This window comes from Sphingobium olei, from assembly GCF_042678845.1.
GTDB classification, from domain to species: Bacteria; Pseudomonadota; Alphaproteobacteria; order Sphingomonadales; family Sphingomonadaceae; genus Sphingobium; species Sphingobium olei.
On sequence record NZ_JBHTLS010000134.1, the window covers coordinates 258255 to 281998 of the forward strand.

Sequence of the window (23744 nt, forward strand, 5' to 3'; positions counted from 1 at the left end):
GGATATTATGGCCAAAGAAGAACTGCTTGAGATGCGCGGACAGGTTGTGGAGCTTCTCCCCAACGCCATGTTCCGCGTGCGTCTGGAAAATGATCACGAAATTCTCGGCCACACGGCCGGCAAGATGCGCAAGAACCGCATTCGCGTTCTCGTGGGCGACGAAGTGCTCGTCGAACTCACTCCCTACGACCTGACCAAGGGTCGGATCACCTACCGCTTCAAATAAGCCGCAGATCACGATGCGGCTCATCCTGGCTTCGGCTTCCCCCAGACGGCGCGACCTTCTGGGCCAGATCGGCGTCGTGCCCGATGCGGTCGATCCGGCCGACATCAACGAAACGCCGTTGAAGGCGGAGCTGCCTGACGCCTATGCCGCGCGCGTCGCGGCTGAAAAAGGCGCGCTCGTGGCGCTGCGGCATCCCGGCGCGCTCATCCTGTCGGGCGACACCGTGGTCGCCGCGGGCCGCCGCATCCTGCCCAAAGCAGAAAGCGCGGAAGAGGCGCGCCGATGCCTCGCCCTGCTCTCCGGCCGCCGCCACCGCGTGTGGAGCGCCATCACCCTGATCGATGGCGAGGGTCGCGCGCGCCACCGGCTTTCGGCCAATGTCGTCATCTTCAAGCGGCTCGACCGGGCGGAGGTCGATGCCTATATCGCCAGCGACGAATGGCGGGGCAAGGCAGGCGGCTATGCGATACAGGGCCGCGCCGCCGGCCTCATCCGCGCGATCCAGGGCAGCCATAGCGCGATCATGGGCCTGCCCCTTTACGAAACCCGCGCGCTGCTCAAGGCAGCGGGCTATCCACTGGACTGAGGAGGGATGGCAAGGGACATGATCCATGTCCCGGTTCGACCATCCCGACCAACAGGATAACGCACATGGCCGAATGGCTCTATGAAGAAGGGATCGGCGAGGCCCGCGCCGCGCTGATCGAACATGGCAAGCTGGTCGAGGCACTGGTGGAGCGCGAGAGCGACGCCGTCCGTGCCGGCGCGGTCGTTCAGGGCCGCCTCGTCGCCACCCTCATCCCAAAGAAGCGGGGCGTCGTGCGCCTCATATCGGGCGAGGAGGCGCTGCTCGAACCCATCCCGCCCCGACTGGCCGAGGGCGCCAACGTCCTCGTCGAAATCCTGCGCGAAGCCGTCCCCGAAGAAGGCCGCCCGAAACGCGCCAAGGCCCGCGTCGCGCCGCAGGGCGTCAAGCCGCATCGCGGCCCCAGTCTGCTTCAACGCATCCGCGCGACCGGCATCCCCGTCCTCCCCTGCCCCGCGCATGAGGAAGACCGGCTGGAAGCGCATGGCTGGAGCGAGCTGATGGAGGAGGCGATGAGCGGCGAGGTCGGCACGGAAGCCGCCGCCCTGCGCCTCTATCTGACCCCGGCCATGCTGCTGATCGACGTGGACGGCTCGCTCCCGCCCGCGCAGCTTGGCCCCAAGGGCGCGAAGCTCGCGGCGCAAACCGTCCGCCGCATGGGGCTTGCGGGGTCGATCGGTATCGATCTGCCGACCATGAACAACAAGGACGAGCGCACGATCGCCGCCGCGCAGATCGATAAATATCTGCCGCTCCCCTTCGAGCGCACGGCGGTGAACGGTTTCGGCTTCCTTCAGATCATCCGCCGCCGGGAGCGCGCCAACCTCATGGAACTGCTGCGCGAGGATCCGCTGCTTACCGCCGCCATGGCGCTGCTGCGCCGGGCGGAACGGCATGGCCAGGGCGGCCCCGCCACGGTCACCGCCGCGCCCGCCATCATCGACCTGCTGCACAAGCGCCCGGACTGGATCGAGCAGCTCGCCCGCAGGCGCGGCGGCGCGATCGCCTTGGCAAGCGACGCGGCACTCTCCATATCGGCAGGCCATGTCGCCTAAACCCGCCTCCTGCCCCATTTGCGGCCAGCCCTCGCAGCCCGCTTCGCGCCCCTTCTGCAGCCCCGCCTGCCGCGATCGCGACCTGCTCCAGTGGCTGGCCGAAGGCTATCGCGTGGCCGGCGCGCCGGCCGATCCGATGGCGCAAAAAAATGATGCCGAAGGGCTGGACAGCGAAGCGGATTGACGCTTATAGGCACGCCTCCATCCGGCGGCCCGGCCGCCCGAAAGCCCCGTGCCCGGGTAGCTCAGTTGGTAGAGCATGCGACTGAAAATCGCAGTGTCGGCGGTTCGACTCCGTCCCCGGGCACCATTTCCCTTATTTTTCATGTCCATAGCCGTCCGGAATTGACGGTATATTCGACCCGTTTGCGGTATCTCGTCCGCCCGCGTCCGCCTCCGTGCCTTGTCACCTGGGCGCGCCAGCGGTATTTATTCTTGGCACTGAAACCGGGAAAACACCGCCATGCTTACAGATGCCGCCATCCGTAAAGTCGGGCTCCGCGAGAAGCCGTTCAAGGTCGGTGGCATGCATGGTCTCTATCTGCTCGTGAACCCAACCGGCTCGCGATACTGGCGGTGGAATTTCTCCCATCGTGGCAAGCGGCAGACTTTGGCGCTCGGCGTTTATCCGAAGTCTCGCTCAAGGAGGCTCGGGAGAAGCGCCTGGAAGCCAGCAAGCTGCTCGAGCGTGGCGCCAACCCGTCCACCCACAAGAAGCTGGCACGCGCCCTCGCCCTCAACGGTCACGAGCAGGTCTATGCTGCTACTCCATGGTTTTGGTCGAATCAGTATGATCCGAAGCTGCAGACGGTCGAACTATCGATGGGTCACGATCAAGTGGTCGTCCGCGGCGATCCCGGAAAGCGGGCCTTTTCGGTTGTCTATCTGAGGCAAGGCAGGGTCATCGCACTGGACTGCGTGAAACGTGTTAAAGACAATATATACGGGGTAGGAAGCTGGTGAAGGCTGGTGCGCGTTTTTCTCCTTTGAGGCTGAGGGATTATAGCGAGCAGTTGAGCGGCATGTTACATTAAAAATTCTCAGTGATTCATCAGTTAATGAATATTTATTCATTGATATATGGTTACTCATTGTTACGTTGCCGACTTTGATCTTTCCCAACTCCATTTATATTGACGTAAGGCTCTTCTATCTCGGTCCTATGTACCGTCCCCAACCTGCAAGCTTATCGGACCGGCGAGCTCACGCGAACGAATTCCGCTTTCACCGAGCCACCGTCGGGGCGCGTGAAGTTCTCGAACATCCTGTCCCCGCGTACAGAGAGGCTCAGCTCTCGCGTCCCACGCACGCTACCAATCCAGTTCGGGAAAGTCGCTCCTTCAACCCGATTGCCAGTGAAGCGTCCGCTCTGGTCCACGGTGTAGGTGCCGAAAAAGCCGATGCTGCTGCCCATAGCGCGTCGATTTTCCGCGTCCGTCCCTTCCCCTCGCCTGTCCGAAGTGAAGCGCGGGGTGTCGGCATCGGTCAAGACCTCGACGAAGTGCATATCCGTCGTGAAGACCAACATGCCAGCGGGACGTAGGCCGTAAGGATGGCGCACCTCGCCATTCTCCTCAAGCGTAGCCGAGACCATTCGCCAGGTGCCCAGAACCTCATTTGGCCGGGGAGGCTTAGCTTGGGCAAATACCACGCTCGTGCTTAAGGCGACAGTGGCTACGATTGCGGGGCTTGCCAACCGCCTCATGATCGGTCTGCCGCGTAAGCCACGTCTCGCTGCCCGTGCAACTCATCGAGACGCCGCGAGAGTTCGCGCTCGATATTGTGGTAAGCGACGCTTCCCAAGGCGACGCGCCGTGCTGGCACGGCCGCATCGCCAGCGGTGATCATGGCATCGGCCGACCGCTCAACGTCACCCTTGATAACGAAGCTGCCATCCGCGATCGCCCGGCGCACTTGGCCCACCGCGGTGTCGTCGTAGATTGGGTTCTCCGGCGCGCGGTCCAGAGCGGTGCCAAAGCCAGTCCCGGTCGGCCCAGGCTCGATGATGGTAAAATCGATGCCGAACGGCGCGACCTCCTGAGCGATAGCTTCCACAAAACCTTCGATCCCCCATTTCGTCGCGTGGTATAGGCTGAAATTCGGGTAGGCGACCTGTCCACCTTCTGACGATACCTGCAGGATGCGACCGCCGCCCTGCGCCCGCAAATGTGGGACCGCCGCCCGGATGAGCTGAATGGATGCAGTCAGGTTGGTCGCAATCTGGCGGTCGATCTGGGCATCTGAAAGCTCCTCGGCGGCGCCAAAGAGACCGTAGCCAGCGTTGCTGACCACGATATCGATCCGGCCGTTCGCGAATGCGCGGTCGATCTCTTGTCGAAGCGACCTGGTATCGGTGAGTTCCAGCTCGATGATCTTCAGGCGGTCGCCGTTCCGCTGCGCCAGATCCTGCATGGCATCGCTACGGCGAACCGTCGCGTGAACAAAATCGCCCCGTTCGAGCAACTTGCGCGTCATCGAAAGGCCAAGGCCCGAGGACGCTCCGGTGATGAACCAAGACTTCATGGCAAACTCCTTTGAAACATGAGTTAGGAGCGCCTCGACGACATGATAAGCATCACTAATCAGCATGGGCTGGTGAAGGAAACACACCAATGATTGATGTCAGCTTGCCGGAGTTGAGGGCGTTCGTCACAGTCGCGCAGCAGCGTAGCTTCCGCCGCGCTGCGGATCTGGCGGGCGTCTCGCGCTCGTCGCTTAGCCATGCTCTGCGAGCGTTGGAACGCCGGCTCGGCACACGCCTTCTTCACCGGACTACCCGCAGCGTTGCACTCACCGAAGCGGGAAATCAGTTGCTCGCCCGCTTAGCGCCGATGTTGCGCGAAATGGACGAGATGCTCGGCGCGGTTGGTCGCGACGGCGGCGCAGTCGGCGGTGTGTTGCGCATCAACGCCAACGAAGGGGGCGCCCGGTGGCTACTCCGGCACACCGTTCCCGCCTTCCTACGGCAGTATCCCCATGTGTCGCTGGAACTGCTCACTGATGGGAGGCTGATCGACATCGTTGCGGAAGGGTTTGATGCGGGTGTACGGCTTTACGAGGCAGTGCCGCAGGACATGGTTGCAGTGCCGTTCGGAGGGGACACAAGATTCATCGCGGTCGCCGCACCGGCCTATGTCGCCGAACACGGAACTCCGCAAACCCCACAAGACCTACAACGCCATCGTTGCGTTCGGCAGCGCTTGCCCAGCGGTAAGGCCTATCGTTGGGAGTTTGCGCGGGACGGCGAGGAACTTGCGGTCGACGTGCCGGGCGATGTCACCCTCGACAACAACACACTGATGATCGAGGCGGCGATCGGCGGCTTGGGCATAGCGTTCGTTCCGGAATCCTATGCGCGCCTGGCGCTTGACGAACAGCACTTGATCACCCTGCTCGATGATTGGTCTCCTCCCGGCCCCGGTCTGTGCCTATACTATTCTCGCAACCGGCATCTTCCCGCGGCGCTGCGTGCGTTTATCGAGGTTGTTCGGTCCACGGATCCAAACTCGGCGCCTCACGGAAACCGTGACCCAGTCGCCTCGTAAACGTCTTGCATTATGGCGGTTTAGGCAAGTTTTTCGAAGGATCAGGCCTTCGTTGTTAAGGGTGAGCATCCTATCCTGAGGCAATGTTCCCGTCAGAATAGAGCCAGTCGTATGTCGTTCGCACTCGTGGTCAATGGCCACGCCCATCAGATAGCGGAGGATGGGCAAACGCCGCTTCTGTGGGTGCTCCGCGACACGCTGCATCTCACGGGCACTAAATATGGCTGCGGGATCGCCCAGTGTGGCGCTTGCACCGTGCATGTCGATGGCCAGCCCATGCGCTCCTGCTCCTTGCCCCTGGAAGCAGCTGCTGGGTCACAGATCATCACGATCGAAGCGGTTGAAGGGCGTGAAGCGGACGCTCTGCGTGCTGCCTGGGTGAGGCGCGACGTGCCGCAATGTGGGTTCTGTCAGTCGGGCCAGCTCATGAGCGCCGTGGCGCTGCTCCGCGTAAAGGCTGTTCCAACCGACGACGATATCGATCGCGCCATGAGTGGCAACATTTGCCGGTGCGCAACCTACAACCGCATCCGGGCGGCGATTCATGACGCAGCGGGATCGTCGCCTTCTCAGGCGAAGACGGCGTGAGGTGGCGACGTCCAGCCCGTGCGGGAACCTCCCGTCGTCGCCGACTTCGGATCGGTTGCATGCCGCTTCTGGCGATCATCATCGGCGTCATCGTTCTCATCGCAGCGATTGCGTTATGGCCCCGCGCCTTGCCGCAACCCGAGCCCATCGCTGCCGCGCCGCCCAAGAACGATGTGGCGCACCTCCGACCGGTTGCGTCATTCGCCTCGATCGGTGATCCCGCAGTACGCTCGCTCGCCTTGTTCGCGGAAGCCGGGCGCGTGATCCAGCATCCGCGTTGCATGAATTGCCATCCCCGCAATGGTCGGCCGACGCAAACCGACGCGATGCAACCGCACGTTCCCTGGGTATCGCGCGGCCCGGACGACGCAGGCGAACCGACGCTGCGCTGCTCGACCTGTCATCACGGCGCGAACTTCGAAGCGTCGGGTGTGCCCGGCAATCCCAAATGGAAGCTCGCGCCGATCGAGCTGGCCTGGCAGGACAAGTCGCTTGGGGATATCTGCCGCCAGATGCTCGATCCGGCGCGCTCGCACATGGATCGCGCCGCGCTGCTCCACCACATGACGGAAGACGAGCTCGTCGGCTGGGCATGGCATCCGGGCGGCGCCCGCAGCCCCGCACCGGGTACACAGGCGGAGTTCGGTGCGCTCATCCAGGCCTGGCTCGAAACCGGCGCGAGGTGCCCCGCATGAATTCTCCACGCGAAGATTCCAGCCCGCCGCGGCCTTCGAAACGCGGCTTTCGCATGACCCGCCGCCGGATGATCCTGGGCGGCTCTCTCATCGGCGGTGCGCTGGTGGTGGGCTACACCGCGACCCACCCGATGGAGGTGGGCGGCGCGATCCTGAGCGGCGGCGGCACCGACCCAGAGCCGAGCGCGTTCGGTTCGTACATCCGCATCGCCCCGGATGGCTCCGTCACCGTCGTGAACCGCCAACAGGAGCTTGGTCAGGGCATCCATGCCGGCTTGGCCGCAATCGTCGCCGAGGAACTGGACGCCGATTGGGACCGAGTAAAGGTCGTCGACTCCCATAGCAATTTTCGCGCCTATGGGCCGCAGGGCTCGGTCGGATCGCGCTCGATCTCATCGAACTGGGATCTGATGCGCAATGCCGGGGCCGCTGCGCGGTCGATGTTCGTCGATGCCGCTGCTTTGCGCTGGGGCATTCCGCCGCGGCTTATCGACGTCCGGGATGGTGTCGTCTCCCATCCCGGCTCGAACCGCTCCGCCACCTTCGCTGAGCTACTCGCCGAGGCATCCCGGCAGGCCCCACCGCAGCAGCCGACGCTCAAGCAGCCGAAGGACTATCGCCTGATCGGCACGGATCGGGTGCGGCGCAAGGACAGCGTGCCCAAGAGCACCGGCGCGCAGATCTATACACAGGACATCCGACGGCCTGACATGCTGGTCGCCATGGTCGCGCACAGCCCGCGCTTTGGCGGCAAGCTCGCGCGGTTCGATCCCTCCGACGCCCGTAAGGTAAAAGGCGTGGTCGACGTCTTCGCGATTGAAAGCGGCGTTGCGGTGGTTGCGCAGAACAGCTTCGCTGCGCGCAAAGGCCGTGAGGCGCTGCGTATCGAGTGGGACGACAGTGAGGCGGAGAAACGATCGACGCCCGATCTGATCCGCTACTATCACGACCTGGCTGCCGGCCGTGGTGACGTAGAGCCTAGCGATTTCGCCATGAAAGGCGACGAGCCCGAAGCGCCGTTCAGCGGGGACGTTGTCGAGTTTGCGTTCGACTTCCCCTATCTGGCCCATGCCCCCATGGAGACACTCGACTGCGTAGCAGCGGTCAACGGCCGGCATGTTTCGATCACGTCAGGCGCTCATATTCCTATTATCGACCAAGTGCGGGCGGCGCTGACGGCTCGTACGATTCCGGGCCTTGTCGATGTCGAGGTCATCCCCGCCGGCGGCTCCTTCGGGCGTCGCGGCGTGATGAGCGCCGACTATGTCGTCGAATGCGTACGCATCGCGAAACGCACTAACGGACGGCCGGTCAAGATGATCTGGACGCGCGAGGACGAGATGATGGCCGGCTATTTCCGGCCGATGTCCCATCACCGTCTCTGGGTGCAGATGGGACGCGACGGCTTCCCCGAACGCTGGCGTATCCACAGCGTCTGTCAGCCGCTTGTTCCGGTGGGCCCGAACAGTCAGGCCGTCGAAGGCATCGAGGGTTCTCCCTATTTCTCGACAGCGTCGACCGTGGACGGGAAGGTGTTCAGCCCTTCCTTCGCGGTGCCGCCCTCCTTCTGGCGATCGGTCGGCCATTCCCACACCGCATTCGTGATGGAGCATATCGTCGATCAGCTCGCTCAACGTGCCGGCCGTGATCCCGCCGAGTATCGTCGGATATTGTATGAAAGAGGAGGCGACCGGCGCCGCCTGGGCTTGCTCGACGAGCTTTGCCGCCGCTCGGAATGGGGCAAACCGATCGAAGCAGGTTGGGCGCGCGGTCTTGCCATCCACGAAACCTACGGAACGCTGGTCGGCCAGGTAGCGGCGGTCGGTCTGGATCAGGGCAGACCTGTCGTTCGCCGCGTCGTCGCAGTCGTTGACTGCGGCATCGCCGTTTCGCCGGACCAGGTCGCAGCGCAGATGGCAGGCGGCATCGGCTTCGGCCTTTCTGCCGCGCTGTACGGCTCGATGACGCTCAAGGACGGTGTCGTCCAGGAGACGAACTTCGACACCTATCCGGTCTTGCGCATGAACGAGATGCCGGCGGTCGAGACGCACATCCTTCCTTCCACCAATCGCCCCACCGGCATGGGTGAACCTGGAGTCCCTCCAATCGCCCCCGCCATCGCGAACGCCCTGCTGGCGCTGACGGGCACGCCAAGGCAAGGCCTCCCACTCAGTGGGGCGTCCTTCCACGGAGATCAAGGGCGTCACCCACAACCCTTCGTTTAATCTCAAAGAAAAGGCCTTCTTCGACGCCAATTTGCGTCCCTTTTCGCACCGTTTGACATTGGAAATACGGCGCGAGTCGCATCATCTGCTCGTCTACCGGCCGATACAGGTCGGTCATCTTCAATCTCCTTACGGAGCATGAATCAGCTCGCAGCGCGACTATCAGTGGTTCCTGACCCAAGCTTGACCGATTAATGAGGCGCGAAACTGTCAGGTGACATCCGTTTTTGCCGTTGCAAAGGCTGGGAGGGCGACCGAAAGAGGGGCAATGAAATACTGGCAATCCTTCGTTGCAGCCTGCCTCGTTTCCCTTCTAGCTTTTGGAAATTCCAGCCGGGCACAGTCCTCACCCGCCGAACTGTATGGTGACCTTTTCCGCCGCATCCAGCTGGAAAAGCTGTTTCCCGACGGCAAGACCTTCGTCGATGCCGTGCCGCGGCTGGACCCCGGCGCGGTCATGGCGGCCTATCGGCAGCAACGGCCCCGCGACAAGGATGCGCTGCGCGGCTTCGTGCTGCGGCATTTCAGGGTGCCGGGCGTCAACGATCATGATGCGTCCAACCTGCGCGACCATGTGCGCGCGCTCTGGCCGGTTCTGGTCCGCCAGCCCGTGGAGCGGCAGGCGGGAAGTTCCGCGCTGCCGCTGCCCGCGCCCTTCATCGTTCCGGGAGGGCGCTTTCGCGAAATCTATTATTGGGACAGCTATTTCACCATGCTTGGGCTGGCCGTCGATGGCCAGCAGCCGCTGATCGAAAGCATGCTGGTGGACTTCACCGCCACCATCGAAACCTATGGCCATATCCCCAACGGCATGCGGACCTATTATCTCAGCCGGTCGCAGCCGCCCTTCTTCGCGCTGATGCTGGACCTGTCGAAGGATGATACGCCCGCGCTCGCCGCGCGCCGGCTAGCGGCGCTGCGGCAGGAACATGCCTATTGGATGAAGGGCGCCGCCTGCGCCATCGCGAGCGGCGCGTGCGAGCGGGTCGTGCGAATGCCCGACGGCACGTTGCTCAACCGCTATTGGGACGACAAGGACACGCCCCGCGACGAATCCTATGCGGAGGATGTGGCGACCGCTGCGGAGGCTGGCGGCGATAAGGGCAAAACCTACCGGCATCTGCGCGCGGGGGCGGAAAGCGGATGGGATTTCAGTTCGCGCTGGTTTGGCGATGGCCGCTCCATCGCGGCGATCCATACCACGGAGATCGTGCCGGTTGACCTCAACAGCCTGATGCTGGCGATGGAGCAACGGATCGAGGTGCGCTGCCGCAAGGCGGGCGACACGGCCTGCGCCAACGAATTCGCCGGGCTGGCGCGCACACGCAAGGCGGCGATCGACCGCCATCTGTGGGTCGGCCGGGAAGGTCGCTATGCCGACTGGGACCGCGAGACCCGGCGTCCCACGCCGGTTCTGTCGGCTGCGACCCTCTATCCGCTGTTCGTCGGCGCCGCCTCCCCCGCGCAAGCCAGCGCGGTTGCCGCGACCGTCCGCGCGAAGCTGCTGGGCCGGGGCGGCCTGCGCACCACGCCCAACCAGACCGGCCAGCAATGGGACCAGCCCAATGGCTGGGCGCCGCTGCAATGGGTGGCGATCGACGGGCTGGCGCGCAACGGACAGGCGACCCTAGCGCGGGACATTGCCGGACGCTGGATCGGCACGGTCGCGGCGGCCTATGTCGAAACGGGCAAGATGCTGGAGAAATATGATGTGGAGGAAAGGAAGCCGGGCGGCGGCGGTGAATATCCGCTGCAAGACGGCTTCGGCTGGACCAACGGCGTCACCAGCGCGCTGCTGGAGCGCTATCCCGACATCGTTACGGACCTGGATCAGGCGGAAACAAAAGCCGCCCTCCGCTAACGAAAAGGAGCCGGACGATCGGATCGTCCGGCTCCTTTTTAATCTCGCGACGGGCGCGCCGGTCAGGAAACCAGCGCGCGCGTCATGCCATCAAAAGCTGTAAGCCGCGCTGAACCGGAAGGACCGGCCCAGGATCGGGCGCGCCAGGATCGTGCCCGAACCCTGCGACCCGATGATGCGCGGATTGCCTTCGGTCAGGCCCAGCTCGTCGGTCAGGTTGTTGCCCGTCACCGCCAGCTTCAGGCGCTGATTGACCTCGACCGAAACGCCCGCGTCCAGCTGATAATAGTTGGGCAGCAGTTGCGCATTTTCCGGATCGGAGAAGCGGTCGCCCGTATATTGCAGCGTGGCGAAGATGGACGGGCGGAAATTGCCGATCTCCAGCTCGTAGCTTGGCGTCACGCGCCACATCCACTTGGGCTGGCGCTGCACGCGGTTGCCGGTATTGTCGATGGTGCCGTTGCCGCTGAAGAAGCCGCGATAGGTGCCGTCGAGATAGGTGCCCGCCGCCGCGATGCTGAAGCCCGCGAACGGACGGATCACGCCTTCCAGCTCGACGCCGGTCGCCTTGGCGCCGCCGACGGACTCGTTGGGCACGCCGTTGATGATCTGCGTCGTGGCCAGCCCGTCGAACTTGTTGTGGAACAAGGTCGCATAGAGGTTGACCAGCGGGGTCGAAACCTTGAGCCCGCCCTCATAGGTCTCGACCTTCGAGATCAGGGTCAGGCCCTCGCGCAGATTGTCGAACTGCGGAAAGCTGTTGCCCCGGCTGTAGCGGGCAAAAACGCCGACCTGGTTGGTGAAGTCGTAATTGGCGCCCACCGTCCACGACCAACGCGACGCGCCATAGTCGATGCGGTTGGCGCGGCCCAGCTGGACCGTCCGGTCATACAGGGTAGCGGCGCTGCCGTCCTGATCGAACGCGGCTCCAGACGTCGCCACGTCGCCCGTCACCTCGTGCCGCTGCCAGCGCACGCCGCCGTCGACGCGCAGCTGATCGGTGATCTGCAGCTCGTCCACCGCGTAGAAGGCGATGTCGCGTCCTTCATAGCGGCCGCTCACCAGGAAGCTGTCGCCCGACGTGAAGCCGTCGCGCGTGGCCACACGGCCGTCGCCCAGCGTCAGGTTCAGGCGGCGCGCATTTGGCTCCGCCGTCAGCAGCACGTCGTTGCCGAGTGCCCAGGTATCGCGCGTGGTGTAGTTGGCAAGGTAGAAGCCGCCGGTCAGCTTGTTGCCGCCCGCGCTGAATTCAAGCGCCAGGTCGTTGACGAAGGCATCGATCCGCTTGCGCACGTCCCAGATGCCTGCGCGCATGACCTGCGTACCGGCGGGCGCCGCTGCGCCGCCCGACGCGAAGGTCAGGCGACCCACGGTCGATCCCGCGCCACCCAGCGCCACCGCCATGTCGGTGGCGCTCATCGGCGCGTCGGTCGGCACCAGACCGACCGTGTTGGCCGTGCCCCACAGATAGCTGGCCCGTTCACGCAGGCGCAGATTGTCGACCAGCTCATAATCAAAGCTGAGGCCCAGATTGCCGATCTTCGCGCCACGCCCGTCAGCCAGGTCAACGGTGCGGCCGGCATTGTTGGTGGTGATACGCGTGTCCTGGCTGGCGAGCGCGCCGGTGCCATGGTCGAAATTGGCGAACTGGCTGATCTTGCTGCCGTCCTGGACGACCGGGATGGGCAGCAGCCACTGGCCATGATCGTTGAGATAGCGGCCGTAGATCAGCACAGAGCCGCGGCCGTCGAAATCGTGACGGATGTTGGCGGTCACCTGCCCGCCTTTTTCGGCGCGGAACCGCGGATCGCGGATGCCGTTGCCCTGGGCGTAATAGCCGCCGACCATGAAGGTCGTGTCCTGGCTGATCGGGCCGGAAATCCAGGCGTCGCCGCGCATCTCGTCATAATCGGTGTAGGACAGCTTGGCGAAGCCCTTCAGCGTATCGCCGCCTTCGCGCTGCTGCACGTTGACGGTCAGGCCCGGCTGCCCGTTCGAAAATAGCGAACCGGTGCCGCCACGCACGGCTTCCACGCGCTCGACGGTCTCGTCGAGGCGGATAAGCTGCGAATTTTCGAGGAAGGACAGGGTTGGCGGCGGGAAGAAGGGCACGCCGCCCAACTGGAAGGTAACGAACTGCGCGTCGCCGCCCGACGGATAGCCGCGCACGAAGATGTTCGCGCCATTCTGGCCGCCTGAGCTTTCCGCGCTGACGCCCGGAATGGTGCGCAGCAGGTCAGCAGTGCTGTTGGGCGCAGCGCGGGCTATCGCCTCGGCACCAAGGCTGGTGACGGCGAAGGCCGCGTCCTGACGCCGGGTGCCGCCGCCAGCCGTGCCGACGACGACGATGTCCGCCTGGCTTTCGTCGGCAGCGGCCTGGGCACCGTCCTGCGGCGCGGTCTGCGCGTTCGCGGCCGTGCCGGCGGCGAAGAGAGCAAAGGGTGTGACGCTTGCCAGAAGCCATCTGCAAGCGGATGTACGTTTGGTCTGCATTTTGTCCTCCTGTGCCCCCGGCATTCTCGATGGAGCCGGATCGCAATCATCGTTGGGAAGTCGTCGTGCGATATCTTCCACTGCCCACTTTGTGTCACGGGCGTAACGGCGTCCTGAAGGCTCAATGGAGCGATCGCAATACGGTTTTGCACCTATTTCAATTCCATAGCGACGTGTGACATTGACGCATCACAAGGCTCGCATGATGTTGACGAGGGGCGGCCGCATACTGGCCACAACCCCCAGCTTGATGCCGATCGAGGGCCGCGGATTGCTGACCGACTGAAGGATGTCGTTAAGACTGCAGGTGAGTGGGCCTCTTCGCTTGAGATCGAGTCCATGCGGATGGAAGAGTCGCGGAGGCAGCGGTCGTGGGGATCGCCGACCCGCGCTGGGGGGGGACGGCCGGTCGCGTGCGTCCTGTTCGTCGAGGGGGCCAGCACCACGTCAACCGCGCTGCGAGATAAATTGCAGGCCGGGCTGAGGTGAGCGCCATATCGCGCCACGCTGTTCCGGACCCATCCACTTCTGTGAGGCACTTCCAAAGACCAGCGTCGGAAGGTCGGCAAGAAGCTACTGCAGGCTTGCCTCGGAGAATCTTCGGAGCAGGTGCGCCGCCTTCGTCATCCATGGAGGGCTCGGGTGGGCCTGTGGACACAGAATTTACGAGTTGATGCCAGCCGCGCTCATTTGGTGGTACGGCCAGGCTAGGATATAACGGCCTCTACGTCAGGGCGCGCTAGTGGGAGCGAGGCTCCGAAGCTTTCTTCTTAGAACTTTGCCGACCGCCGATTTTTGGAATTGCGTCGACAAAACGATGGTGCGCGACACCTTGTAGGCGGTCAGGTTACCACGGCAATGCGCCAGCACCAAGTCAGCCGACAAAGTCTCGTCCCGCCGGACAATATATAGCGCGACAGCTTCCCCGCCTAGGCCATCGGGAATTCCGACACATGCACATTCCGCGACGCCTGGCAGTTCGAAAATCACTGCTTCGATTTCGTTGGGATAGACGTTGAAGCCTGAGGACGGTAAAGCAACAGGTGCTCCAACCGGCTTCTTGACCGATCAGGCGATCATTGCGCGGCTTTAGAATGCGGTTTCCGGCCGGTTTCCACCCACCCACGCAAGGCTGAGGTCGTGAGTTCAATCTTCATCGGCAGCGCCATTTTCCTCCCTTCTCTAGCTATGTTTGCCGGCGATCGACGCGATTGACTGTTGCATTGCAGCAGGGGGTGGCGTTTGATCGCGCCATGCTCAAGGCCGCGCTTCACCATCTGACATCCTATCGCTACAGCAAACCGATCCGCCTGGGACCGCAGGTGGTTCGCTTGCGACCGGCGCCGCACGGTCGGACCAAGGTGCCCAACTATGCGCTGAAGATCGAACCGGCGACCCATTTCCTCAATTGGCAGCAGGATCCGCACGGCAACTGGCTGGCCCGCATCGTCTTCCCCGATCCGGTCGATCATTTCTCCATCGAGGTCGATCTTCTTGCCGACCTCGACATCATCAATCCCTTCGATTTCTTCGTCGAACCCTATGCGGAAAATTACCCGTTCGCATATGACGAGCAGCTGAAGACCGATCTCGCCGCCTATTTCGATATCGAGCCGCAAGGGCCTCTTTTCGATGCGCTGGTGGCCGAACATGCGGGCCATCAAGGGCGAACCGTCGATTTTCTGGTGGAGGTCAACCGCCGCCTCCAGCAGCGCGTCGGCTATGTCATCCGCATGGAAGCCGGAGTCCAGAGCCCTGAAGAGACGCTGGACATCGCCACCGGCTCCTGCCGCGATTCGGCCTGGTTGCTGGTGCAGTTGCTGCGCCGGCTGGGCTTTGCCGCACGGTTCGTGTCGGGCTATTCCATCCAGCTGGTCGCCGACGTGGAGTCGATCGAAGGGCCCAAAGGCGTCACGCAGGATGTGGTCGATCTCCACGCCTGGGCGGAGGCCTATGTGCCCGGCGCGGGGTGGGTCGCGCTGGACGCGACCAGCGGCATGTTCGCCGGCGAAGGCCATATCCCCCTGTGCGCCACGCCCCATTATCGCTCCGCCGCGCCGATCAGCGGCATGGCCGAACCGGCCGAGGTCAACTTCCATTTCGAAATGAGCGTCAGCCGCATCGCGGAAGCGGTGCGCATCACCAAGCCCTTCACCGACGCCCGCTGGGACGCGGTCATGGCGCTGGGCGCCCAAGTGGATGCCGACCTGAAGACGCAGGATGTGCGCCTGACCATGGGGGGCGAGCCGACCTTCGTGGCGGAAGGCGGGGGCGAGGCCGGCGAATGGAACGGCGATGCGGTCGGCCCGACCAAGGCAGCCTATGCGGATCGGCTGATCCGGATGCTGCGCACCGAATTCGCGCCCGGCGGCCTGCTGCATCATGGACAGGGCAAATGGTATCCGGGCGAAAGCCTGCCGCGCTGGGCCTATGCCGTCTATTGGCGGCAGGATGGCGATCCTCTCTGGCGCGATGATAGCCTGATCGCGACGGATGAAGCGCCGGAAGGCGCGCGTGCCACGACGGCGGATGATGCGAAGGCATTCCTCGCAGCGCTGGCGGGCAATATGGGCTTTTCCGAAGACTATACCCATCCCGTGTTCGAAGATCCGGCGGTGTGGATGGTGAAGGAAGCGGACCTGCCCATCAACACCAGTCCGGAAGATCCCGCAATCACCGATCCCGAGGCCCGCGCCCGCATGGTGAAGGCGTTCACGCGCGGCCTGGATCAGCCGGTGGGCTACGTCCTGCCGGTCCAGCGTTGGCAGAGCGCGGCGCAGACCCCGCGCTGGCAGAGCGAGATATGGCAGCTGCGCCGGGGCAAGCTGTTCGCGGTGCCGGGGGATTCGGCGCTCGGTTACCGCCTGCCGTTGGGATCGCTGCCGCATGTGCCAGAATCCGCCTTTCCCTATATCCATCCGCGCGACACGAGCGAACCGCGCGGCCCGCTGGCAGACTATCGGGCGCAGATCAGCGAAGCAGCGACGCGCGAGGAAGCGCAGGCGCAGCCAATGCAGCGCGTGGTCGCTGCGGAAGGGGGAGCCGCGCCGCAGGAACGGGTTGAGCAGGTCATCATCGAGGGCGCAGTGCGCACCGCCATCACCGTTGAACCGAAGGACCATTATCTGTCCGTGTTCCTGCCGCCGGTGGAACAGCTGGAAGACTATCTGGAACTGATCGCGCAGGTGGAAAGCGTCGCAGAGGCGTTGCGCATTCCCGTTCGCATCGAAGGCTATGCGCCGCCGCCCGATCCGCGGCTCAATGTGCTGAAGGCCACGCCCGATCCCGGCGTCATCGAAGTGAATGTCCATCCCGCGGCCAGTTGGGAAGAGACGGTCGACATCACCGAGCGGCTCTATGCCGCGGCGCGCGCCTGCCAGTTGACCGCCGACAAGTTCATGGTCGATGGCCGTTCGATCGGCACGGGCGGCGGCAATCATATCGTCCTGGGCGGCCCGACGCTCAACGACTCCCCCTTCATCCGCCGCCCCGACCTGCTCAAGAGCTTCGTCCTCTACTGGCAGCGCCATCCGTCGCTCTCCTACCTGTTTTCCGGGTTGTTCATCGGCCCGACCAGCCAGGCACCGCGCATCGACGAGGCACGGCACGATGGCCTCTATGAACTGGAGATCGCGCTGGCGCAGGTGCCCGATCCCACGCGGGAGGGGGAGGGCAAACTGCCGCCGCCCTGGACGGTCGATCGGCTGTTCCGCAACCTGCTGGTGGACGTGACGGGCAACACCCACCGGACGGAAATCTGCATCGACAAGATGTTCTCGCCCGATGGCCCGACCGGACGCCTCGGCCTCCTCGAATTTCGCGGGTTCGAGATGCCGCCCGAAGCCAGGATGAGCCTGGTCCAGCAACTGCTCCTGCGCGCGCTGACGGCCTGGTTCTGGCGGCAGCCGCAACAGGGTGGCTTCGTGCGTTGGGGGACGGCGCTACACGACCGGTTCATGCTGCCGCATTTCGTCTGGTCCGATTTTCTGGACGTGCTTACCGACCTGCGCGGCGCGGGATATGATTTCGACCCAAACTGGTTCGAGGCGCAGCGGCAGTTCCGCTTCCCCATCCATGGCGAGGTGGACGCGGGCGGTGTGACACTGGAAATCGCCCACGCGCTGGAGCCGTGGAACGTGCTGGGCGAAACCGGCGCGATCGGCGGCACCGTGCGTTATGTGGACAGTTCGACCGAACGGTTGCAGGTGCGCGCCACCGGGCTGGTGGCGGGGCGGCATATCGTCGCCTGCAACGGCCGCCGCGTGCCGATGACGTCCACCGCCGTGCCCGGGGAAGCGGTGGGCGGCGTTCGATACAAGGCCTGGGCCCCGGCCAATTGCCTCCATCCCAACCTGCCGGTGAACGCACCGCTCACCTTCGACATATTCGACAGCTGGAGCGGCCGGTCGCTGGGCGGTTGCGTCTATCATGTCGCGCATCCGGGCGGGCGCAATTATGATACGCTGCCGATCAACGGCTATGAGGCAGAATCGCGGCGCAAGGCGCGGTTCCAGGATCATGGCCACACGCCTGGTCAGGTCGAGATGCCGCCAGCTGAGCTGCCCGGCGAATTTCCCATGACGCTCGACCTGCGGTTCCAGCGCGCCGGCGGATGATGCAGCAGGACGCCATTGCCCCGACGCAGCCAGGTCAAGGATGGGCCGAAGCCTATCTTGGCCAGTCGGCGGGCAGCGATATTTTTGCCGATGCCGCACCCGACATGGCCGGCCAATGGAGGACGATGCTCGACCGTCTGGCGGCGCAGGGTAAGGGCGATCCCGCTCGGCTCGCGGACCATCTCGCACGACAGGCGAAGGATTTGGGCCTCGCCTTCCGGCTGACGGGGGATGAGCAGGAACGGGATTGGCCGCTTGGGCCGGTGCCCTTGCTGATCGGCGCATCGGAATGGACCCATATCGAACAAGGGCTGATGCAGCGGGCGCAACTGCTCGAACGGGTGATCGCCGACATTTACTCCACCCAGTCGCTGGTACGCGACGGCAAGCTGCCGGCGAGCATTGTGACCGGCAGCCCCCATTATTGGCGGATGATGACTGGGGCGGCTCCGCCGCGCGGGCATCATCTCCATTTCTACGCCGCCGACATTGGCCGCGATCCGGCCGGCGCGTGGCGGGTGCTGGCTGACCGGGTGCGCACCCCGGTCGGCGTCGGCTATGCGCTCGAAAACCGTCTCGCCCTTTCTCGCGCCACCGGCGACCTGCTGGCGACGATGAACACGCGCCGCCTGGCGCCCTTCTTCGCCGACCTGCGCCGGGGCCTCGCCGCCGATTGCGCGCGCGCCGATCCACGGATCGGCCTGCTGACGCCGGGCCGCTTCAACCAGAGCTATGCCGAGCAGGCGCATCTCGCCCGCTATCTCGGCCTGCTGCTGGTCGAAGGCGACGATCTCATCGTCTCGGACGGCCGACTGTTCGTGCGCACGATCCAGGGGCTGAAGCGGATGGACGGGCTATGGCGGTGGATGGACAGCCGCTTCCTCGACCCGCTGACATTCGACAGCCGTTCGCGCATCGGCGTGCCCGACCTGTACGATGCCGCCACGCGCGGCGGGTTGATGATCGCCAATTGGCCTGGAGCAGGCGTGATCGAATCGCCCGCCTTTGCCGCCTTCCTGCCGCAACTGGCGCGGACGGTGCTGGGCGCCGACCTCATCCTGCCGAATATCGCGACATGGTGGTGCGGCCAGCCGCGCGAGCATGCCCATGTCCGCGAGAGGCTGGATCAACTGGTGATCGCGCCCGCCTTCGGCCAGGAAGCCGCAGGATTGCCCCTCGTGGCCCCAGTGGTGCAGCCCGATCAGCGCGCCATGCTGCTGGAGGCCATGGATCGCCGCCCGATGGATTATGTCGGGCAGGAAATGGTGAAGCTGTCCACCACGCCTGCCGTGGTCGACGGGCGGTTGACCCCGCTCCCTTTCACGCTGCGCATCTTCGTCGCGCGCGACGGGGCCGGCCAATGGCGGGTGATGCCCGGCGGCTTTGCTCGGCTGGCGGGACATGGCGACATGCGCGCCGTGCTGATGGGGCAGGGAGACATGTCGGCCGACCTGTGCGTCATCGACAGCAAGCCGGCCCCGCCCGACAGCCTGCCGGGCGATCAGGTGCCCGCGATCCGGCGCATCGGGGGCATGTTGCCGGCCAAGGCGGCGGACAATCTCTACTGGCTCGGGCGCTATATCGAGCGGGCGGAAACGACCCTGCGCGTGATCCGCGCAATCGTGGGCGGCTCGATCGAAGCGGATCTTGGCCCGTCGTCCGCCAGCGCGACCATGACGCGGCTGGTGGATCAATTGATGCTGTGGAACAGCGTGGCGGACGGGAGCGCGAACGTTGGCGCACTCTGCGCCGCGGCGCTGGGCGACGCGCAGCAGCCGGGAAGCGTCCGCACGTTGATGACCACGGTTGCCGCCATCGGCGAAGGGTTGAGGGACAGGCTGGCCAGCGACTTCTGGCGGCTGGCGCGCCTGCCGCTGCCGATGTTTGACGGAGAGGTGACCGAGACGTTGCTCGACGCATCGTCGCGGATGATCGAGCGCATATCGGCGTTGGCGGGGCTGGCGGCGGAAAATATGGGAAGGAGCGACGGCTGGCGCTTCCACGACATGGGCCGCAGGGTGGAACGCGCCATCAATGGCTGCCGCCTCGTCGCGCTGTTCGGAAGCGACAGGGCCGGCGCCGATGACCTGACGGTGCTGCTGGACCTGATGGACAGCCAGATCAGCTATCGGACCCGCTATCTGGCGGGGCCGGCGTTGGCCCCGGTGCGCGACCTGCTGATGTTGGAACCGCACAATCCGCGCGGCGTCGCCTATCAAGCGATGCGGCTGGCCGAGCATGTAGCGGCGCTGCCCAATTTGCGCGCGGACGGCATGCCGGAAGAGCAGCAGCGGCTGGCGGACGATGTCGCCGGCCGCCTTTCATCGCTGACCGGCGACATACTGACGGTGATGGACATCGCCGATGTGGAAAGCCGGTTGCTCCGCCTGTCGGACGCCATCGGGCAGCGCTATTTCCTGCAAGTCCACAAGACGCCCGACATGGACCTGCTCGCATGATCTATCGCGTCCGTCATCGCACGCTGCTGCGCTATCAGACGCCGGTGCGGCTGGCGCGCTTCAATCTGCGGTTGAAGCCGGCACCCTGGCGCGGCCAGTGGACGTCCGATCATGTTCTGGAGGTAGATCCCGCGCCTGTCCTGATCGAGCCGCGCCCGTCCGGCTGGCCGATGCAGGTCGCACGGCTGGTAATCGAGAGGCCGATCCGGCAACTCTCCATCGAAAGCCGGTTCCGCGCCCGCGTGGAGGGCGACGCCATGGGGCCGCAGCCGGACGATCCCACCGTCGGCACGGTGGCGTGCGCGGCTCTGGCGGACAGGGATATGGCATCGACTGCGCCCGCCCATTATCTTTTCTCCGGGTCTCGAACGCCCATGCTGGCGGCGATCGGCCAATGGGTGGGCGGCGACCTGGCGGTCGACCGGCCTGTGGTTGCCGCCGCGCTGGCGATGGCTGAGAGAATCCGGGCGGAGTTCGCCTATCAACCCGGCGTGACCGATGCAGGCACGCCGGTCGGCGACGCCTTCGCGGCGCGGCATGGGGTGTGCCAGGATTTCGCGCATGTCATGGTGGTCGCGCTGCGCCTCGCCGGCCTGCCCGCCGCCTATGTCAGCGGCTATCTGCGCACCCTGCCGCCGCCCGGCATGCCGCGGCTGGTGGGCGCGGACGCGATGCATGCCTGGGTCATGCTCTGGTGCGGGCCGGCGCGTGGCTGGATTGGCTTTGATCCCACCAATGGCTGCATCACCGGCGATGGGCATGTCTTCGTCGCCATGGGTCGCGACTATGCCGATGTCGCGCCTATGGATGGGCTGTTCGTTGGCGCAGCGGGACAGAGCCTGTCCGTGATGGTCGACGTCGCCCCGGAGGAGGAGGCGCTGCCGGTCAGCCAGCCTGCGTGAACAATAGCGGCATGCCGGTGCGCGGACGGATGGTGAGACGGCTGATCGGTTCGGGCCGAAAACCGCATGGAACGCTGATGCGATACCGCCGCACGACGCTGGCGATCACTGTCATCACCTCCTGCTGGGCGAAGCCCGCACCGACGCAGACCCTGGGGCCGCGGCCAAAGGGAAACCATGCCTGCTTCGCCATGTCCGCATTGGCAGGATGGTCGAACCGGTCGGGATCGAAGGCATGGGGGCAGGCCCAGTTGTCCTTGTTCCGCTGCGTCAGCCACGGCGCGACCACCAGCATCGCGCCAGCCTCCAGATGCTTGTCCCGCATCGGCATGGGACAGGTGACCTCGCGCGGGAGAAAGGAAACCGGCGGATAGAGCCGCAGCGTTTCCTTGAAGATGTTGCGCACCTGTCCCATGTCCTTGAGCATTGCGGCGGTGAACGGCTGGTCGCCCGCGATACGCGCGACCTCTTGCCGGACGCGGTCCTGGATATGCGTGCATTCGCCCAGCATGTAGAGCGCCCAGGTCATGGTGCTGGCCGAGGTCTCATGCCCTGCGAGGAAGATGGTGGAGACCTGCTCCATCACCTGATCGCAAGTGAAATGCGCGCCGGTGTCGGGATGCTTCGCTTCGATCAACGACTGGAGGATGTCGCGCGTCCCCGCCTCTCCCCGTGCATGGAAGCCCTCATAGCGCGCCTCGACGATCGGGCGGAACACGTCGTGAATGGCGCGCGCCGGGCCGCGCGAGCGCTTTTCGAACCAGCCGGCCGGGATGCCGTAGAGCCGCAGCATCGAAGCGCTGTGAGCGAGGCGCTGGAACTTGCCGAATGCGGTGTGGATGATGTTGGAGCGTTCCGCGTCGAGCGTCTGGCTGAACAAGGTCCGGAAGATGATATCGGCCGCGACATGCGTCATCATCGGATCGATGTCGACCGGCTTGCCCGCTTGGCTGGCCGCGTCGATCCGGGCGAGCAGATCGTCCGCCGCCGCGACCATCAGCGGCATCGACCGGCCGAGCGCGGTGTGAGCGAAGGCGGGGTTGACCATCGCACGCTGGCTTTCCCAATCCTCGCCATTGGCGGAAAAGACCGAATTGCCGATCAGCGGATCGAGGTTGCGCACCAATTCGCTATGCTTGGGGTAAGCGGTCCCGCCGCGCAGGATCTGGTCCACAAGGCTGAGTTCGTTGGCGATGTACATGGTGCGCCCCGGCAGGCGGATCTCGCCCATCTTCATCGTGTAGCTCTTGTCGAAAAGCACATGAATCCAGCTGTGCCAGCCGCGCAGGAAGCGCTTCACAAGGCCACGCTTGCTCTTTGGCGGTCGGGGATAGGGCGGGGTGAAAAGGTCGGTCAAGCGATGGTCCTGAATGCGGCGACAGCCTGATCCACGGTGCGGCGACCGGCGGTCAGGCTGATGAAGTCGAGCGGCGACAAGCGATCACCCACGCGGAGATAGTCGAAATGCGCCTCATATTTGTTCGACCAGCCGCCATGATAATTTTCCGGCCGGTAGAAGAGGTGGAAGCGTGGCGAGAGCATGTCTACGCGCGCGGCATGGCTGTCGGCCACGAGGCGGAAAGGATTGACGTCGAAATAGGCGGCACCATCGGGCGGCGAGCTGACGTCGACATAACGGAAGGGCTTGTCGGCAAGCGCGCGCAGATCGTCATGATACCAGGCCGCGTCGCGGCGTAGCCCGATCACCGGCACCACCTGGCCCAAGCCGAGCATGACGAAATGATCGGGCAAGGCATCCCCGCGCAGCGCAATCACGCGGCGGAGGAGGCGCATGCCCAGGATCGTGCCAGCGCTGTGGGTGACGAGTTGCACCTCGTCCCAGTCGCCGTCCAGTTCCTGCGCGATGCGCGCGGCGAAGCGGTCAAGCCTCTCGTCGAGCGCGGCGCCCGGCCCCTGCCGCGCCAATGCGCCATGATAGGTCATGAAGCGCAGCAGCCAGGGAACGACCAGCTTGGCGAGGATACGGCCCGACAGGGTGGCGCTCACGCCCACGCCCAGTAGCGCCGCCGCCCACCAGGGGATGAGCAGCGACAGGATGAGGGCCGGGACGAGCGCGAGCAGCAGCGGGATAAGAACGGCGAGTATCGGCGGATAAAGAATGGTTATGACTGGTCCCTTGCGCAGTCGTCGCATCCGCAGGAAGTCCATGTGGCGCGCATGGCCGGCATAGGCGCGCGCGGACTTGATCGCGAGAGCCAGCGGATTGCGGATCCAGACCTGTCCGATCAGGTCTTCCCAACGGAGATATTCATAGTGCGTCTCGACACCGGCGGTCGGGTTCGAAACGGTCCAGCACGCCGACACCGAAGCACCGGCAGGGCCGGACTGACGCCCGCTGACCTCGACCGCATCGCCGGTGAGCGCGGCATAGCGCGCCGCCTGCTCGCGATAGAGCTGGTGGTAGAAGCGCACGCCGCGCGGGTCGAAACCGCCGAGATAGAAGACTTTACGCTTGAACTTTTGCAACGGCAT

General features: G+C 64.7%; 19 protein-coding genes, 1 tRNA gene and 1 pseudogene. 15 read left to right on the forward strand and 6 right to left on the reverse strand.

All coding sequences use genetic code 11. The annotated features are described in order from the left end of the window. Positions 1–7: 7 nt before the first annotated feature. The 7 genes and pseudogenes from infA (at position 8) to ACFQ24_RS19285 (ending at position 2830) form a co-directional block, all read left to right on the forward strand. Positions 8–226 carry a translation initiation factor IF-1 gene (infA, locus tag ACFQ24_RS19255; protein WP_003049127.1) on the forward strand — a complete coding sequence of 73 codons (219 nt, stop codon included), beginning with the start codon at positions 8–10 and terminating at the stop codon, positions 224–226. A gap of 13 nt (positions 227–239) precedes the next feature. Beyond that, positions 240–812: a Maf family protein gene (locus ACFQ24_RS19260; protein ID WP_380914173.1), complete on the forward strand. Its 573-nt coding sequence runs from the start codon at positions 240–242 to the stop codon at positions 810–812. A 65-nt stretch (positions 813–877) separates the two neighbouring features. Continuing rightward, the gene (locus tag ACFQ24_RS19265; protein ID WP_380914175.1) at positions 878–1867 is read left to right on the forward strand and encodes a ribonuclease; all 990 of its coding nucleotides are present in this window, start codon (positions 878–880) and stop codon (positions 1865–1867) included. After that, positions 1857–2051, forward strand: coding sequence for a DNA gyrase inhibitor YacG (locus ACFQ24_RS19270; protein WP_380914176.1), 195 nt, complete (start codon positions 1857–1859; stop codon positions 2049–2051). The genes ACFQ24_RS19265 and ACFQ24_RS19270 overlap by 11 nt, the downstream gene beginning before the upstream one ends. A 50-nt stretch (positions 2052–2101) precedes the next feature. Next, positions 2102–2177: transfer RNA gene (locus ACFQ24_RS19275), tRNA-Phe, on the forward strand. 216 nt (positions 2178–2393) lie between these two features. Then, positions 2394–2441: pseudogene (locus ACFQ24_RS19280) on the forward strand (hypothetical protein); the annotation flags it as partial. A 2-nt stretch (positions 2442–2443) separates the two neighbouring features. Next, on the forward strand, positions 2444–2830 hold the full coding sequence (locus ACFQ24_RS19285) for an oxidoreductase C-terminal domain-containing protein (RefSeq protein ID WP_380914178.1): 387 nt from the start codon (positions 2444–2446) through the stop codon (positions 2828–2830). Between the two features lie 223 nt (positions 2831–3053). On the opposite strand, the gene ACFQ24_RS19290 is transcribed toward ACFQ24_RS19285, so the two are convergent. After that, entirely contained in the window at positions 3054–3461 is a 408-nt protein-coding gene (locus ACFQ24_RS19290) for a lipocalin-like domain-containing protein (protein WP_380914180.1), read from the reverse strand. 107 nt (positions 3462–3568) lie between these two features. Further along, positions 3569–4390, reverse strand: coding sequence for an SDR family oxidoreductase (locus ACFQ24_RS19295; RefSeq protein WP_380914181.1), 822 nt, complete (start codon positions 4388–4390; stop codon positions 3569–3571). A gap of 89 nt (positions 4391–4479) precedes the next feature. Here ACFQ24_RS19295 and ACFQ24_RS19300 point away from each other — a divergent pair, with 89 nt between their 5' ends. From ACFQ24_RS19300 to treF, 5 genes are all read left to right on the forward strand, one after another. Beyond that, positions 4480–5412, forward strand: coding sequence for a LysR family transcriptional regulator (locus tag ACFQ24_RS19300; RefSeq protein ID WP_380914183.1), 933 nt, complete (start codon positions 4480–4482; stop codon positions 5410–5412). A 111-nt stretch (positions 5413–5523) separates the two neighbouring features. After that, positions 5524–6000 (forward strand): (2Fe-2S)-binding protein, encoded by a 477-nt coding sequence (locus ACFQ24_RS19305; protein WP_380914185.1) that lies wholly within the window; start codon positions 5524–5526, stop codon positions 5998–6000. A gap of 59 nt (positions 6001–6059) precedes the next feature. Then, positions 6060–6695 carry an Isoquinoline 1-oxidoreductase subunit gene (locus ACFQ24_RS19310; protein WP_380914187.1) on the forward strand — a complete coding sequence of 212 codons (636 nt, stop codon included), beginning with the start codon at positions 6060–6062 and terminating at the stop codon, positions 6693–6695. A gap of 53 nt (positions 6696–6748) precedes the next feature. Beyond that, positions 6749–8920, forward strand: a complete 2172-nt coding sequence (locus tag ACFQ24_RS19315) for a xanthine dehydrogenase family protein molybdopterin-binding subunit (protein ID WP_380914189.1) — start codon at positions 6749–6751, stop codon at positions 8918–8920. 268 nt (positions 8921–9188) lie between these two features. Continuing rightward, the gene (treF, locus tag ACFQ24_RS19320; RefSeq protein ID WP_380914191.1) at positions 9189–10781 is read left to right on the forward strand and encodes an alpha,alpha-trehalase TreF; all 1593 of its coding nucleotides are present in this window, start codon (positions 9189–9191) and stop codon (positions 10779–10781) included. 90 nt (positions 10782–10871) lie between these two features. Here the strand turns inward: treF and ACFQ24_RS19325 are convergent, their stop codons facing one another. Further along, the gene (locus ACFQ24_RS19325; protein WP_380914193.1) at positions 10872–13274 is read right to left on the reverse strand and encodes a TonB-dependent receptor; all 2403 of its coding nucleotides are present in this window, start codon (positions 13272–13274) and stop codon (positions 10872–10874) included. 729 nt (positions 13275–14003) lie between these two features. Continuing rightward, the gene (locus ACFQ24_RS19330; protein WP_380914195.1) at positions 14004–14264 is read right to left on the reverse strand and encodes an AMP-binding enzyme; all 261 of its coding nucleotides are present in this window, start codon (positions 14262–14264) and stop codon (positions 14004–14006) included. Positions 14265–14527: 263 nt separating this feature from the next. On the opposite strand from ACFQ24_RS19330, the gene ACFQ24_RS19335 reads away from it, so the two are divergent. From ACFQ24_RS19335 to ACFQ24_RS19345, 3 genes are read left to right on the forward strand one after another with little or no spacing between them, the layout of a single operon-like run. Continuing rightward, positions 14528–17890 (forward strand): transglutaminase family protein, encoded by a 3363-nt coding sequence (locus tag ACFQ24_RS19335; RefSeq protein ID WP_380914399.1) that lies wholly within the window; start codon positions 14528–14530, stop codon positions 17888–17890. Beyond that, positions 17887–20349: a circularly permuted type 2 ATP-grasp protein gene (locus ACFQ24_RS19340; RefSeq protein WP_380914197.1), complete on the forward strand. Its 2463-nt coding sequence runs from the start codon at positions 17887–17889 to the stop codon at positions 20347–20349. The genes ACFQ24_RS19335 and ACFQ24_RS19340 overlap by 4 nt, the downstream gene beginning before the upstream one ends. After that, positions 20346–21251, forward strand: coding sequence for a transglutaminase family protein (locus ACFQ24_RS19345; protein WP_380914199.1), 906 nt, complete (start codon positions 20346–20348; stop codon positions 21249–21251). The genes ACFQ24_RS19340 and ACFQ24_RS19345 overlap by 4 nt, the downstream gene beginning before the upstream one ends. Here the strand turns inward: ACFQ24_RS19345 and ACFQ24_RS19350 are convergent. Both ACFQ24_RS19350 and ACFQ24_RS19355 read right to left on the reverse strand, forming a co-directional pair. Further along, positions 21235–22608, reverse strand: a complete 1374-nt coding sequence (locus tag ACFQ24_RS19350; RefSeq protein ID WP_380914202.1) for a cytochrome P450 — start codon at positions 22606–22608, stop codon at positions 21235–21237. The two genes, ACFQ24_RS19345 and ACFQ24_RS19350, sit on opposite strands and share 17 nt — an antisense overlap. Then, on the reverse strand, positions 22605–23738 hold the full coding sequence (locus ACFQ24_RS19355) for a hypothetical protein (RefSeq protein WP_380914204.1): 1134 nt from the start codon (positions 23736–23738) through the stop codon (positions 22605–22607). The genes ACFQ24_RS19350 and ACFQ24_RS19355 overlap by 4 nt, the downstream gene beginning before the upstream one ends. Positions 23739–23744 lie beyond the last annotated feature (6 nt).

What these genes read in the sequence shown, in the direction of transcription:
- infA (WP_003049127.1), top strand. Translation starts at nt 8, where the DNA reads ATGGCCAAAGAAGAACTGCTTGAGATGCGCGGACAGGTTGTGGAGCTT.
- ACFQ24_RS19260 (WP_380914173.1), top strand. Translation starts at nt 240, where the DNA reads ATGCGGCTCATCCTGGCTTCGGCTTCCCCCAGACGGCGCGACCTTCTG.
- ACFQ24_RS19265 (WP_380914175.1), top strand. Translation starts at nt 878, where the DNA reads ATGGCCGAATGGCTCTATGAAGAAGGGATCGGCGAGGCCCGCGCCGCG.
- ACFQ24_RS19270 (WP_380914176.1), top strand. Translation starts at nt 1,857, where the DNA reads ATGTCGCCTAAACCCGCCTCCTGCCCCATTTGCGGCCAGCCCTCGCAG.
- ACFQ24_RS19290 (WP_380914180.1), bottom strand. Translation starts at nt 3,461, where the DNA reads ATGGTCTCGGCTACGCTTGAGGAGAATGGCGAGGTGCGCCATCCTTAC.
- ACFQ24_RS19295 (WP_380914181.1), bottom strand. Translation starts at nt 4,390, where the DNA reads ATGAAGTCTTGGTTCATCACCGGAGCGTCCTCGGGCCTTGGCCTTTCG.
- ACFQ24_RS19300 (WP_380914183.1), top strand. Translation starts at nt 4,480, where the DNA reads ATGATTGATGTCAGCTTGCCGGAGTTGAGGGCGTTCGTCACAGTCGCG.
- ACFQ24_RS19305 (WP_380914185.1), top strand. Translation starts at nt 5,524, where the DNA reads ATGTCGTTCGCACTCGTGGTCAATGGCCACGCCCATCAGATAGCGGAG.
- ACFQ24_RS19310 (WP_380914187.1), top strand. Translation starts at nt 6,060, where the DNA reads ATGCCGCTTCTGGCGATCATCATCGGCGTCATCGTTCTCATCGCAGCG.
- ACFQ24_RS19315 (WP_380914189.1), top strand. Translation starts at nt 6,749, where the DNA reads ATGACCCGCCGCCGGATGATCCTGGGCGGCTCTCTCATCGGCGGTGCG.
- treF (WP_380914191.1), top strand. Translation starts at nt 9,189, where the DNA reads ATGAAATACTGGCAATCCTTCGTTGCAGCCTGCCTCGTTTCCCTTCTA.
- ACFQ24_RS19325 (WP_380914193.1), bottom strand. Translation starts at nt 13,274, where the DNA reads ATGCAGACCAAACGTACATCCGCTTGCAGATGGCTTCTGGCAAGCGTC.
- ACFQ24_RS19335 (WP_380914399.1), top strand. Translation starts at nt 14,528, where the DNA reads ATGCTCAAGGCCGCGCTTCACCATCTGACATCCTATCGCTACAGCAAA.
- ACFQ24_RS19340 (WP_380914197.1), top strand. Translation starts at nt 17,887, where the DNA reads ATGATGCAGCAGGACGCCATTGCCCCGACGCAGCCAGGTCAAGGATGG.
- ACFQ24_RS19345 (WP_380914199.1), top strand. Translation starts at nt 20,346, where the DNA reads ATGATCTATCGCGTCCGTCATCGCACGCTGCTGCGCTATCAGACGCCG.